Raw genomic sequence first — 13,282 nt, forward strand, 5'->3', positions numbered from 1 at the left:
TAACTGCTCTAAATAAATTAGATACATTTAGTATGTTTACCACAACATTCATGTTAAAATCCCTTGTGAGTACGACACAACTCGACCTTATGAAGCCTTGCAGCCATTATAGTGGGGCTCTTTTTTCAATTGAATTAACACTTTTGTATAATTTTCTAACTTTTCCCCCACTTTAAATTATTAAATTCATATATAATAATTAATATAGTTGTAGCATTTTATTATTAGGAGGTGTAATTATGTCATTTGCAGCATGGAGTGCAATTTTTATGACTTTGATTGGAGCAATGTCCGGAGCAATATTTGGTACAATCTCTTCTAAAAATAAGAGCAAAAGTAGGAACTAAAAAACCTAATATTAAAAGTTAATATCTATTTCAGTACCAGCTGATACGCCCTTGACATTTCAGCTGGCATTTTCTATTTAAATAAGAATTTTATTAAAAACTTATATGGATATATTCTCCAATACATAATTAATATATTAGAAGTGTTAGTAATGCTAAAAATAATAATGATTTTGTTATACATTTGTTTCGGAGTAAGTTCAGTTTTTAGATTAATAAAGGAATTTCAAAAGCCACAGAAAAAACAGTTCTTGATTTTAGTTGATTCTCTAATTTTGATAGGAGCAATATTTTTAATGGCTAGTTTCTTTATCTAAATTACATAAAAAAACTTCCAGTGAGTGAAACAGCTAGCAAAAGCTAACTGCTTTTTAATGACAATTACTAGTTTGTTTAAATTCACCTTAATTCATAGCAAGTTTTCTTAACATTCTCTTTAATAACCTTATAATATAATTAAACTATTTGTATGAGAGGTGATTATTATGAACTGGAAACAAAAATACAATCCGAAATATCTCTTTTACCTAATGTATAGTTATATTTATACAGCCCTTGATAATATATCATGGTCCTTAAAATAACGCTTTTGTTCACTTTTTTGATACATTTACGAAACATTCATGTGTTATCTTCATTAAGTTCTTTTTCTTTTTATAATATCTTGTGAGATATACCAACAAAGTAAGCCCTAGCCCCCCTAATCCTAGGGCTTTTTTTATAAGAATTTTATACATTTTATTATTTCCAGTAAACTTTTCAAATTGTATATACATAATATAAAATTTTTATGTTGTTATATTTTTTGAGGGCCTCTTATCTTTCCGTAAAAGGCCCTTTTTTCAAATAACACTTTTGTTTAATTTATATTTAAAAAGTTCCTTTTCATAAAGACTTCCCTTATATGCTATACTCATTCTTAAATAATTGTATAAGGAATGTTAAAAATGGATGATAGATCGTCAAGACAATGGAAATTGCGACAAAAGTTAAGAGCACTGAAAACAAAAAACAGAAATGATACAAACCCTTTGTTTAATGAATGCCTTGAATCCCTAGGAAACGAAACTCTCATTTTCTCCCAAGAAAAAAGCCAGCAGATTGCTACTATTTTAATGAATTCATTTCCTATAACTGTCTCGGGAAGAATAGATTGGGAACAGATAGATAACCAATTCATAGCTTCGAACAAAGAACAAATAATTTCCCTTATTAGAGCAAACCAACTAGATTTTGACGAACAGATTTTTATAATATGGGATAACTATGAAATCCCTGTAGTAAGTACAAATCTTGATAAAGTATTCCAATCACTAGTTGACGTTGATGCAGTCAGTTTTTATTACTGGCTATTAGACAAAGAATATAGATTCGTAATTGAAATAAATGATGAAGAATTGATTAGGGTTGGGTTTCGCTAATACTCTAAGCATATTTCCTCATTCTACTGATCTGCAAAATTTAAATTGTATTATTTATCAAAGACTTAAAATATACGAATGTCACGTAAACCGATTGGTGTTAATCATGTTTATGTTTATAATTACGTTGATTTGGATAACTTGCATTTATAAAATGTAAATGTTTTACAAATTCAAGTTAAACAAACATTGTTATATCAAGGTTTGTTTGACCTAACATGTTATATTCTTGATACTAAGACGGTTTTTATAAGCATTTCGTATAAGTGTGATTTAACTGATTAAGACTATTTTTAAAAACGACATATCAGCGATAATTTATGTCTATTCTGTATAAGTGTTAGCAAGATCGCTTGCAAACTTGTTAGCACTTTTTTAAAACTTAAACCAGAGGAGATTCATACAATTTAGTAACAATGTAAAATTGAATTTATCAAGGATAAACCATTTAACAAATAGTTTGCAGCACTGAATGATTTACAAAAGAATACCCATCGATACACTACGAATAAAAATAATCAGCTAATCGAGGGAATATAATTATTTTTATTTAATTCGCACTTGTACTTCTTGTTCTTGTATTACTTGAATGATTAACTCCAATACAATATTTTGTATTAACTGATGCTCATTATCATGAAGTTTACTTTGTTCTGATATGTATTCAATACATTGATATATATACCCTTCTACCAATAAGCTCCCTTTTTCAACTGTAAGTGTATTTTGCTCATTCTTTTTTACCTTTGGTATTAAAAATTCGGTTTTTGTCAAAATAATCTCCTGTTCAACCTCTTTTATTCCTATGACTTTTTCTTTAAATACAACCTTTTCTCGTAAACTAATTTCACCTTTATATCTTCCTATTTCTATTGGTAGTTTCGCTGTAATAAAATTATTTACGTCTCCCCCATTTTCACTCTCTAATATTATACTGTGAATAGGAATCCATGAAGATGCCTCTACCTTATTCTCTTCTTTATTCCCTTTATTTTTTTGGTTATATAATTCAAAATGAATTCTCTTCTCATGAAGATTTAAAGAAACTAATTTACAATAACTATCCGAATAATATTGTTGCACTGTAGTTAATAACTTACAATCTAATTCACGCCCTTCTACACCTTTTTCATTCCTAAATACAAATGCTTCTTGATTTTTAACATTTATTTTTGGAAATATTTTAAAACTAGTTACTTCTGAAAAAATAGAAAATGGAGTTTTGACCACCAGTGAGCGTATTAAAGGCCCTATTTGTGATCCAGACGCTTTACCTTCTTTCTCTAATTTTGATGCTACATATTCTCCCTTTAATTCATGTGGTATTTCTTCTTTTCCCCCTCTTTTTTCGTGTAAATTATCTTGTATATTCAGTTTTTTATACTTGTAAATTTCATCCCATATCCCCTTACCAATCCATGGATTTTTCATCACCATCCCCCCGTCTGATGAAATTCAAAAAATTTGTTTTTTGTATGTGACCATTTCATCATTATATATGTTGTATAAAAATAAAAAAGAAATTGTCTTTTTAACAAAGACAATTTCTTTTTATTTTTATAGTGCTACTTGTACTTGTTGTACTTGTAAAACTTTTAAAGTAAGATCTAGTACAATTTTTTCACGAAGCGTATCAAATGGTTCGTTTAGGTTTGTAGGACAAGGTGAAAAGTCTAATTCAAAAAATTGAGCGCTTACTAATTCACAATATGGTTGTTCGTTATAAAAAACTGCATTTTCAAAGAAATATTTGTCTAGACGTGGTAAATCACCGTTTTTAGGATTTATAAAATGAGAAGTAGTGTCCGAAGAAGAAGCTACTAAAGCTAATGATAGAAAATCACCTTCTGTCAGATCTGCAAAACCAGAAAATGGAACATTTGCAATACGATCATATAGAACTCCATTACACTCGTCATTTGCATATTCAATATTTTTACGAATATAGCCTTGTACAAATAATTTCGCTCTTGTAACTCGTCGGTAAGGTGTACCTGGTACTGGTACGAATGCTACAGGCACTAACTTACATTGTGTTAAAAATACGTTTTTTAAGATGCGTTTAATTTCGACTGCTGGAGGCTCTAATGAAATATCGGACTCTACAACAATTTGAAGCGTTCTTTCAGCTAATACAACTGGAATCTTTACAATAGGTGCTCCTGGAGTAACAATTGGTGTTGCAGTCTCATCACTTAATGGTGTTTGGGTTTGTCCCGCTACCTGACATGGTACATTAATTGGACATTGTTCGCTCATGTTTTATGCTCCTCTTTTTATAAGATTTTAGAGTTTATGAAATTTTCAAACTCATAATACTTGTATATGTCTTTCTTCTACTAATGTTTGGGTTCTATAGTAGCCTTTTTAATCATTATCATTAAGTTAGTATAATCTAATCATTTTTATTGAAAATTCTGAAAATTAATATTTTTAGAGGAATACAAATTCTGTTTTCAACGTATCTCGCATATTCGGTAAAATTATGAAGTCTTTATTACATGAGTTATCTTGAATTTAATTTTGGATATCACGATATGAACATGGTTACCAAATGATGATTTTTATTTTTATCAAGCTATATATTCGTAAAAAATCGCTTTACATATACTGAAGTTTTATTTGTTGTTACATAAAATCTTTTACCTATTCAATTTTGAAATATACATTCAAAACAGTATACTCCAAAATAAGAAATTATTTTAAATTAGAATATTTTCTTTGATAAATGTGTGTTGATTAATTTCATAATCAGTAGTTCTATCCACTCTCCCTTAAAAATTAGCATAGTTTTTATGAATTCTATATCTAGTAGAAAGCTCTCTATCATATAAAAGTATAATAATAGGTTAATAAACAAGCAGTTTTTTTACTAAAACATAGAATAATACTGACCCTAATTGAAGGGAGGCATAAAAGATTTCCTGGAATAATGATTGCTGAAAATTTAAAGACAAGCACCATTGTGATAACGATAAATTTAGATATATTATTTAAATAATTTGTGTTATAGTTTCAAATGTTAATTAATTACAATATTTTTCAAAAAGAGTATACATAGTCATATAAATCATGTTATTTTGGATAGTTTGTTCTTTAAATTAGGAATTAAATAAAGAATTATAAAAACGCGCTAGATACAACTAAGAAAGAAACAGGATAAAGAATAAGTCATATTACCTGTAGTAATAACACTAAGTGAATTGCACCTCTTATAAGTGACTTGTGTATCTCTTACTGCGTTTGAAGTTAATTGCCAATATTTCGTGTCGTTCTTCTACAAGACATTGTGTAAAACCGTTTGGTTACCAATTCCACCAACGTAATCTTCAACATCTTTCATTCACTTCATTAAATTGTCCTGTTGCTTGATTTTGTGCTTCTTGAACTTTTTTATTCAACTCTGTTTTTGTGGTTTCAATATCTTTGTTGACTTGCTCTAAGGTATCTTCCTTTACTTTGTCCATATCAGGAACAACCGACTCCCAATTGCCATTCTTCCATAATTTGAGGATGCCAGGCTTGCCGTTTGAAATATCTAACCATAAGGTTTTTCCATTTTCTAAACCGATTGTCGGTGGTTTTGCGCTTTCAATAATTTTTGTTTGATAATTTTTAAGGTTTTCTTGTACTTTTTCTGCTAACTTTTTTGCTGCTTCTGATTCCTTTTTCACAACATCAACTTGTTCATTTGTCTCTTTCACAAGTTCTTCCAACTTATCTAACAAGCCTTTATTTGCTTTTCCAGCTAGACTGCCCATAACTTGGGCATACATGTGATCTAACAGACTTCTCGTATCTTCTACTTCTTTAAAATCACCAAAATAATATTTATCATTTGCCGCATTTGTATCACATTCATCCGCTGCGATAAGACGTGCTTCTAAAAACAAAGGTGGCGTAAATTTTGTATCTTTGAAATGGACAATATCGCCCTTATTTACTTTTTCATGAGATAAACCAAATATCTTTTCTAATGCAATTGGAGTTACTTCATACTGTACAGTGCTATTAATACGTTTCTTTAGTTCCGCTTCCGTTAGTTGTTTTAATCTTTCGGCTGACATATTTTGATCTTCTGTTTGTGGACTATAGATGTCATATTTGTGTGAACCATCTTCTGTCCAACGTTGTAAGGCATCTGCATCAGCGACGTATAACTTCCCACCGTTAATCTTTTCAAAAGTTAGATACTCACCTGTTTCTTCGTTTGCTTCAACAGTAAAATCCTGTAGCGGTTCTTTTAAACTTTTCCTAGCCACTCCGCCATGCCATGTACTACCTGCACCAAAGTTATCTATAACAAAGCGCTCACTATCTGACTTTAGAGTTCCTGTGTTTTCACCTTCGTTAGTGTTTGGACCATTTTGATTCCAACCAACCATTGTTTTCATTTCATCGTGCATAACAAGCTGTTCTTTCTCGACTGTTCGTTCTTCCACAGAAACAGGGTATCCCATACGAAAATGTTGAATTTCTTCTTCCTTTTTTCGTGAAATATCAATAAAAGTAGAGGGAGTTTCTACCTTAACTATGAACGTAGGATCAGAATATTTACTCTCATTATTCGATATATTTGTAATTAATCTACTTCCTTGTAATTTGAAATCTATTTTTCTCCTTGGGCCTAGTTTATAAGGCATTGGACAAATGAATTTTAAGGTGCCTTTTCCTAAACTCATAAAATTATCAACATTAAAATCTTCATCAATAACAGCTATATATGTTCTATCTAGTTTTGTATCAAAAGTTAGCTCGGTTGCTTGTTCAGTAATTAACCATGTCGCTATTTCTTCTTTTAACGTTTCTAAATCTGTTCCATCTGGAACGATAATTCCCACAGGGACAGAAAGTCGACGAGGATCTGTTTCCATTCCTAATAATCTTGCGCCTGGATATCCAGGCGTGTTTAAGAATTTACGTTTTAGAGGTTCCCATGTTGGCGGGCTCCATCCTCTTTCTAGTTGGATATATTCTTTTCGTTGATTGTTGAATGTAAAAGAGCTCATTTTGACACTCCGTTTTTTTATAAAATAAAAGAAACCCAAACCTAAAAGGCTGAGTTTCTCTTTTCTTCTCTTTCTTGATACTCGGTTGTATAGCCGATAAGTACCGCGTGCCACGTCTCTTCCTTCTAAATTTACGGGTACTTCAATAAATCTCCACCAAGCATTGGAATAACTCCACCGCCAGATGATCCGAAAGAATTATTAATGACTTGATTTGATACACTATTTGTCATGGCTTGTCTACTGTTTGACATACTTCCATATACACCACTCATGACGGTCTTTAATCCTCCTAATTGGCTTGCGGAAGTAGCCATCATACGGCTCATATTATCCATTAATTGATTTTATAGATTATAAAGGTATATTATGAGTTGTGTTTTCCGCCACTTCTCACAATACAAATATATCACGTTAACTCCAAAAAGACCGGCACATTTCCTGCCAAAAAACGGCCATAACCCTTTCACTTTTTATTATCTGATTTACATATAATTACAATGAAAAATGCAATTATGCTCACAAAAGAAGGGATTATTTTTAATCCCTATCTTTTGTGATTGTAGTATTTATGAAATTAGAGCTATCAAAGAGATGTATATCAATAAAGGCTGATGTTAGTTTTCATCTTTATCATTTTCTGATTTCGTAGCAGTATCTTTAAAAAAATCACCTGCTAAATTAAGTAGTTTCTTTCCACCTTCACTATTCAAAAGATTCATTAAAAATACCGGATCTTGAACCTTTTGAATAAGAGCTTGCATAAATACGGATTTAGCAACACCTAATATCTCTGTCGAAGTTATTTTTATATTAAAATAAGGAATATTAATTTGGAATGGCGAATAATCAGATGAATTATTTTTCTGTTTTTTTAATGTTTCATCAGTCGTTCCATTGATTGCTTCATTGGTTGTTTCATTATTCGTTTTGGAAAGTGTAACAGCTTCGGCCGCTATTATTCGACTTTTCTTCTGAGTTACTTCGGTTATTGGAATAGATGAAGTTTGATACGAAACATTTTTATTAAAATATGGGCTAGATCCCATTTTTTTCTCCTTTCATAACGAACACATTATATATTCTAAACATATATTAAACTATATCAATGAAGGATTACTTCACACTACGTGAAGCAACCCTTTATTTATTCTTGGTGATATAAGAAGGTTGTTACTTAAAAACCACCATATCCGCACCAGCTTGCACCAACGATAATAAGCAAGATAAACAATACGATTAGTAATGCAAATCCTCCGCCATAACCACCACAACCACTTCCATATCCTTTTTCTGCAGCCAAGATACACTCCTCCTCTCTAGAAAAAAATGAAGTTCATAAACTAGCAAAAACAAGTTGCACCAACGATAATAAGCAAGATAAACAATACGATTAGTAATGCAAATCCTCCGCCATAACCACCACAACCACTTCCATATCCTTTTTCTGCAGCCAAGATACACTCCTCCTCTCTAGAAAAAAATGAAGTTCATAAACTAGCAAAAACAAGCAGCGCCAACGATAATAAGCAAGATAAACAATACGACTAGTAATGCAAATCCTCCGCCATAACCACAACCACTTCTATATCCTTTTTCTGCAGCCAAGATATTCCCCCCCGATCCTATAACAAAGATGCGTTTCATAATAACTAACAGAAGTTCTATTAATTTAACTCGTAATGAAAACAAGCTAACAGAAAAATAATTTTTCATTGCAGTCATGTTGTACTTGCTTATCACTACACTGACACTATATGTCTTGGGCTGTAAACGGTTATGTGCTTTTATATCAACTTTTCCATTTTTGAGGAAAATGTCATTGACCATTTTTAAAATCGTTATATTTATATTAATAATTTTATAACCCACATTTAAATTTAATCATTCGTATCTTTTTCTCTACTTTGACGATCTGAAATCATTATCTTCTTAATCCATACTATTTTCACTAAGTAATTAATATATTATTTCAAGTTCTCTATGACTTACCCATATCTTATATTGTGTGTAACTGAACTCTTCGTTGAATCCCTTGATATCATTGATTTCATTTCACTTTCTCTTTTGAGTTACACAGTGCGAAAATTATGAGTAACCGTATAGAGATACCACTAACATTTTGAAAAACAAGCTAAGACAAAAATAAAATAAACTGCCCATGTGGACAGCTTATTTACATAATTATCGTTATCAGTAGTCAATACTGCATAGAATTTTTGTTATGGAGAGATTTTATTACTTGGAGATAAGCTAATATATGTTCACCTGTGTTTTTAAGAAATAGCCTATTCTTGGTCCATTGGGGAAGTAATATTATCTTTATATGTGTCAATATAAATGTTTCCATTTGCTGCAAGTACAGCATACGTAACATCTTTGTAGCTAAGGTTACGTTTTTTTAGCTCACATTGTAATTCTAACTCCGTGTGATTGTTTTGCCTTAGGTTTTCTGTCATAATTTCTCCATCCATAATTAGCTCGATGGGAAGTTTACACTCTTTTTTTGTTGGTATATTTAAATCTTGTTGTGTAACAGTACGATATTCAGGTTTTTTCAAAACAGATATTTTTCCATTTGTTTCAACTACGACATAAAGAACTTCTTCAATATTAAAAATACCATTCTCTCTTAATTGTTGGTTTAAATAATCTAGAGAATAGCGCATTTTCCGCATATTATTTTCTAAAATTTTTCCGTTTTCCATAATGACTGTTGGATTTCCAGCAAATACCTTTCTGCCTATCCGACTTTTCATGGATATATAGCTAACCATTAAAATGACAAATACTAAAATAAGAAAAGCTATAACTGCATGATGAGTTTTTACATTTAAATTAAATGCTAAATTTGCAATAATACTTCCGATAGAGATAGCACCAATAAAATCAAAGGTATTCATTTCAGCGATAATCTGCTTTCCTAATATTTTAGCTCCGATAAATAAAATCGAGAAAGATAACAGTGTTCTCAAAATAATCTCTATATGTTCAGACATAAGTAGCTCCTCCTCTTAAGATTGCGTGTTAGTATTATAACGATTTACATAAGGATAGTATGTATCATTGTAAAAGAATATATTTTGTTCAATGACATTAAATAGTTCTTGTAGATGAATTAATCTCGGTTCTGTTGTCAAGTTTCTCAAGAACTAAAAAGAGACATGAATGTAAGAGGAAATATAATGATAGAGTTACTTAAATTACTTATATAAAAGCTAATGGACGAGTATTAATACTTATATAGTAACTTTTATCTGATAAGAAAGGGGTATAAGATTTATGAACAACCTTAATTTTCTTTGTGAACAATTTGCTAAAATTCTTAATGGAAAAAGCAACATAAATCAAGGTGTTTGTTCTGTCTCCTTGCGTCGTAATATTAAAGTGCTGGTTCAAGGACGACCAAGCACCTCAGTGATACCGGTTGGGATATCTTTTGAATCGCTAGATCAAAATGGCAATGCGTTGAACCTTGGAGAAATCGCTATTTTACAAGAAGAAATTCCTTTATTTATGCAATCAATTGTTCAACAAGGGATTATTGTTAGCGCCTTACATAATCATTGGTTATATATGAAACCATTGATTATGTATATTCATATCCAATCTATTGAACCACCATTGAGTTTTGCAAAAAAATTGGCAAATTCCTTTTTGGTTTTAAGTAGTTATCCAATAACTGATAACGGGAGCTAATGTTAAGTAGATCCTATTTATTGACTTTCTATATCGAGAATCATGAGAATAAAAAAAGCCCTCCAGTTAAGCAATCTGGAAAGCATTTTTATAAATTTCTAGATACATTGAATTGCGACTTATTGTATTTTTTGCTTAGCGTGAGGGGTTCCGAAATGCTGGAGGTAGCCCCTCACCACATAGTTATCAAGTTAAAATTTTTTAGTAACCCAAAAACGAATTTTTGTGCTAGCTTGTAACAAAATAGCTTATTTTTTGGTTTTGGGGTAATCCTGAATTCTTAAGTTGATAGGAATGTAATGAAACGTGGTAACTTGTTTTTTTATAAACAAAAGGATTATTTTATTAAAAAATTCATTTCAATTTATAATCGCTATCTTTTTCTTTAATTTTCCAGTAAAATCAAATGTAAATATTTTAATTACATAGGAGAAAGCAATGAAACATAACATTAATCTATGGTCCTTTATTTTTTCTTTTATTTGCATTGGTTTATTCCTCTTATATCTTGAAATTGGTTCGATAGCCTCATCTGAAACGAAATTGTTTATTATGAATTCGCTACCTATCCATCCTTTATTTTTTTTACTAGTTTTAACAATAGGAACTTTTTTTGCTGGTATGAAAGGATTTTCTAAAATAGATAATTGGGTTGCTATGCTTAGAAGCATAGCGACAGTTCTACTAACACTTTTATTATCAGTGTTTTTAACACTAACTTTGATCATTGGCTATGCATTAAGTTAAACGTCATTCCTTGTGAATAAAACTAAATATTACGTCAATACTATATTTGAAATCAGATTTTCTCCTTGTTCCCCCTTGGAGAACCTAACAGTTAGCTTTTGCTAGCTGCTTTTTACTTGTAAGAAGCACTCAATTAACTGGACTCACATATAATATTCTGAGTTCCTTTCTCTATAAAATAGTCGTTATAAAATGAGACTCGTCACGAGAGCACTTTACTAAGTGCTCTTTTTTGGTTTTAAAATAAAAATGCTTGTCCACTTCAACCCATTCACCATTGAATATTATCTAACTACTATAATCGTATAATTCTTCTTACATTTTCCATTCACTTCGATATATTCTTTAATTCGCCTTAACAATCCTTACACTTCTATATAATTGCTTTTTGCTACCTTTACCTCCTATGACGAGCAATCATAAGAGGTAAAGGTATGAATGAAGAAAATATTGTTTTACATGGTACTGCTATTAAATCAAGTTTAATCGATTCAATACTCCTATCTATTTTTCATCATTCACTTTACCAGCAGAAGCAACAGGAGCAACAGGTTCAACGGTATTGATTTAGGAAGCGGACTTCCTTATATATTAAAAGCTTTTTGGAGTGAACCCATGTTCCTTATATATTATGGAATGGGTTTATATTTGTGACATAAGGGCTTATTTTTTTATTTATTTTAATTTTCAAGGGCCTTTTTCTTATACTTGTTTGTTAACCAATTCATAAGTTGTAGTGTGTAAGTGGGTGAATGATAAGGATGGTGTAAAAATGAGTGAATTTAAAAAGAAATTTCATATTCCATGTGATTGTTTTCTCCCCCCTGTACCTCCACCTCAAGTTGGACCGACTGGGCCGACCGGAGCGACTGGGCCGACCGGACCAACCGGGGCTACAGGAGTTACAGGACCTACGGGACCAGCTGCTACGGCATGTTGCCCATGTACGAATGTTCTTGATAACCCTGGATTCGATGAACCTGCAACACCAGGTACTCCAGTTCCAGGATGGATTGTAACGGGAAATGTTTCAGAAGTAGGATTTCCAAATGCGCACAGCGGTCGTTTTCTTCCAAATGGAATCTTGAGTGCTTTAGCTGTTTCTATTGGACCTGGAGGAATTATGACCCAATCTGTTGATGTGGGCGCAGGTTGTTGCTTTACCCTTTCTTTTGCTGGGGATATAAGAGATGGAGCACTCCTTGTTGCTTCTGTATCGTTTCCAGAACTTGGTCAAGGATGTCCTCCTAACCCTACAACACTTGGACCATTAAACATTCCGCACATTGTACCTGTTGCAAATCAACAACAAGCTGGCTTCCAACATTATACCCTTGTTGTGTGTATACCTGCTGATGTAACTACAGCATGTATTAGTTTCCAAAACTTAGCTACGGGTGGAGAAGGCGCAACAGCTTTTGTTGATAATGTTGTATTCCAACCTACTGGTGGACCTTGCACTTCATGTTCACAAAATTTTTAATATATTAATGTATTTAAAGATTTTCGTTTACTGGCGAATTCAATAACTATTAAAGAGAGCATTCTAGCTCTCTTTTCATATTTGAAATCACCATAATCTGCCCCTCAACCTTGACTCCACTCACTATATATTCATTAATAATCCGTTGTTTACTCTTCATTTCATTCCAATGACTATTTTATTTTAAATCCGCACACCCCTTAGAAGCATACATACGATATCATGTGGTATTCTTTTTCAATATTAGTTTTTATCCGTGAGTGCCTTGGATGGCGCTCTTTATATTTGAAATAAATAACCCTTTTGTTCAAACATACTTACGATTTATATAAACTAAGCATATATTTAAATAGACAAAACATAGCTTTTTCTTATACATACACAATTTTTGTTTAATAAAATAACGATTTTGTTCACTTTTTTGATACATTTATGAAACATTCACATGTTATCTTCAATATGTTCTATTCTTTTTGAAAAACCATGTGAGAATACCAAAACAAGAAGCCCTAGAGCCCTAAATCTAGGGCTTCTTGTTTTCAAATAAGGATTTTGTTTAAATTTCTTTAACCTTAT

The 13,282-nt window shown here is 31.5% G+C and carries 12 protein-coding genes and 1 pseudogene; 4 read left to right on the forward strand and 9 right to left on the reverse strand.

Features of this window, described 5'->3' with window-relative positions; all coding sequences use genetic code 11:
- Nucleotides 1-1,294 precede the first annotated feature (1,294 nt).
- On the forward strand, nt 1,295-1,768 hold the full coding sequence (locus ACTFR8_RS02445) for a CDI toxin immunity protein (RefSeq protein ID WP_000342732.1): 474 nt from the start codon (nt 1,295-1,297) through the stop codon (nt 1,766-1,768).
- Nucleotides 1,769-2,314: 546 nt separating this feature from the next.
- Here ACTFR8_RS02445 and ACTFR8_RS02450 read toward each other — a convergent pair.
- The 9 genes and pseudogenes from ACTFR8_RS02450 to ACTFR8_RS02490 form a co-directional block, all read right to left on the reverse strand.
- A complete protein-coding gene (locus tag ACTFR8_RS02450) occupies nt 2,315-3,199 on the reverse strand; it encodes a BC_2427 family protein (RefSeq protein ID WP_000795502.1) in 885 nt (294 codons plus the stop codon).
- A 126-nt stretch (nt 3,200-3,325) separates the two neighbouring features.
- The gene (locus ACTFR8_RS02455; protein WP_001294982.1) at nt 3,326-4,027 is read right to left on the reverse strand and encodes a CsxC family protein; all 702 of its coding nucleotides are present in this window, start codon (nt 4,025-4,027) and stop codon (nt 3,326-3,328) included.
- A 1,070-nt stretch (nt 4,028-5,097) separates the two neighbouring features.
- Nucleotides 5,098-6,777: a distal tail protein Dit gene (locus ACTFR8_RS02460; protein WP_002098405.1), complete on the reverse strand. Its 1,680-nt coding sequence runs from the start codon at nt 6,775-6,777 to the stop codon at nt 5,098-5,100.
- 41 nt (nt 6,778-6,818) lie between these two features.
- A pseudogene (locus ACTFR8_RS02465) lies at nt 6,819-7,124 on the reverse strand (phage tail tape measure protein); the annotation flags it as partial.
- A gap of 270 nt (nt 7,125-7,394) precedes the next feature.
- Entirely contained in the window at nt 7,395-7,826 is a 432-nt protein-coding gene (locus ACTFR8_RS02470) for a hypothetical protein (protein WP_000535863.1), read from the reverse strand.
- A 128-nt stretch (nt 7,827-7,954) separates the two neighbouring features.
- On the reverse strand, nt 7,955-8,080 hold the full coding sequence (locus tag ACTFR8_RS02475; RefSeq protein ID WP_000718599.1) for a YjcZ family sporulation protein: 126 nt from the start codon (nt 8,078-8,080) through the stop codon (nt 7,955-7,957).
- A gap of 40 nt (nt 8,081-8,120) precedes the next feature.
- The gene (locus ACTFR8_RS02480; protein ID WP_000718600.1) at nt 8,121-8,234 is read right to left on the reverse strand and encodes a YjcZ family sporulation protein; all 114 of its coding nucleotides are present in this window, start codon (nt 8,232-8,234) and stop codon (nt 8,121-8,123) included.
- A gap of 40 nt (nt 8,235-8,274) precedes the next feature.
- Entirely contained in the window at nt 8,275-8,385 is a 111-nt protein-coding gene (locus ACTFR8_RS02485; protein WP_000718602.1) for a YjcZ family sporulation protein, read from the reverse strand.
- A gap of 680 nt (nt 8,386-9,065) precedes the next feature.
- Nucleotides 9,066-9,776 (reverse strand): DUF421 domain-containing protein, encoded by a 711-nt coding sequence (locus ACTFR8_RS02490; RefSeq protein WP_001289211.1) that lies wholly within the window; start codon nt 9,774-9,776, stop codon nt 9,066-9,068.
- Nucleotides 9,777-10,059: 283 nt separating this feature from the next.
- Between ACTFR8_RS02490 and ACTFR8_RS02495 the strand changes: the two genes are divergently transcribed.
- The 3 genes from ACTFR8_RS02495 (at nt 10,060) to ACTFR8_RS02505 (ending at nt 12,706) form a co-directional block, all read left to right on the forward strand.
- Complete coding sequence (locus tag ACTFR8_RS02495; RefSeq protein WP_001061495.1) at nt 10,060-10,476, forward strand: DUF1259 domain-containing protein; 417 nt, start codon at nt 10,060-10,062, stop codon at nt 10,474-10,476.
- Between the two features lie 438 nt (nt 10,477-10,914).
- Nucleotides 10,915-11,223, forward strand: coding sequence for a hypothetical protein (locus ACTFR8_RS02500; protein WP_043310152.1), 309 nt, complete (start codon nt 10,915-10,917; stop codon nt 11,221-11,223).
- Nucleotides 11,224-11,995: 772 nt separating this feature from the next.
- Nucleotides 11,996-12,706, forward strand: coding sequence for a hypothetical protein (locus ACTFR8_RS02505; protein ID WP_001288632.1), 711 nt, complete (start codon nt 11,996-11,998; stop codon nt 12,704-12,706).
- Nucleotides 12,707-13,282 lie beyond the last annotated feature (576 nt).

The sequence above is a fragment of the Bacillus cereus group sp. MYBK15-3 genome, from assembly GCF_051916765.1.
Taxonomy (GTDB): Bacteria; Bacillota; Bacilli; order Bacillales; family Bacillaceae_G; genus Bacillus_A; species Bacillus_A cereus.

Coding starts and splice junctions, on each gene's coding strand:
- ACTFR8_RS02445 (WP_000342732.1), top strand. CDS start 1,295: ATGGATGATAGATCGTCAAGACAATGGAAATTGCGACAAAAGTTAAGA.
- ACTFR8_RS02450 (WP_000795502.1), bottom strand. CDS start 3,199: ATGAAAAATCCATGGATTGGTAAGGGGATATGGGATGAAATTTACAAG.
- ACTFR8_RS02455 (WP_001294982.1), bottom strand. CDS start 4,027: ATGAGCGAACAATGTCCAATTAATGTACCATGTCAGGTAGCGGGACAA.
- ACTFR8_RS02460 (WP_002098405.1), bottom strand. CDS start 6,777: ATGAGCTCTTTTACATTCAACAATCAACGAAAAGAATATATCCAACTA.
- ACTFR8_RS02470 (WP_000535863.1), bottom strand. CDS start 7,826: ATGGGATCTAGCCCATATTTTAATAAAAATGTTTCGTATCAAACTTCA.
- ACTFR8_RS02490 (WP_001289211.1), bottom strand. CDS start 9,776: ATGTCTGAACATATAGAGATTATTTTGAGAACACTGTTATCTTTCTCG.
- ACTFR8_RS02495 (WP_001061495.1), top strand. CDS start 10,060: ATGAACAACCTTAATTTTCTTTGTGAACAATTTGCTAAAATTCTTAAT.
- ACTFR8_RS02500 (WP_043310152.1), top strand. CDS start 10,915: ATGAAACATAACATTAATCTATGGTCCTTTATTTTTTCTTTTATTTGC.
- ACTFR8_RS02505 (WP_001288632.1), top strand. CDS start 11,996: ATGAGTGAATTTAAAAAGAAATTTCATATTCCATGTGATTGTTTTCTC.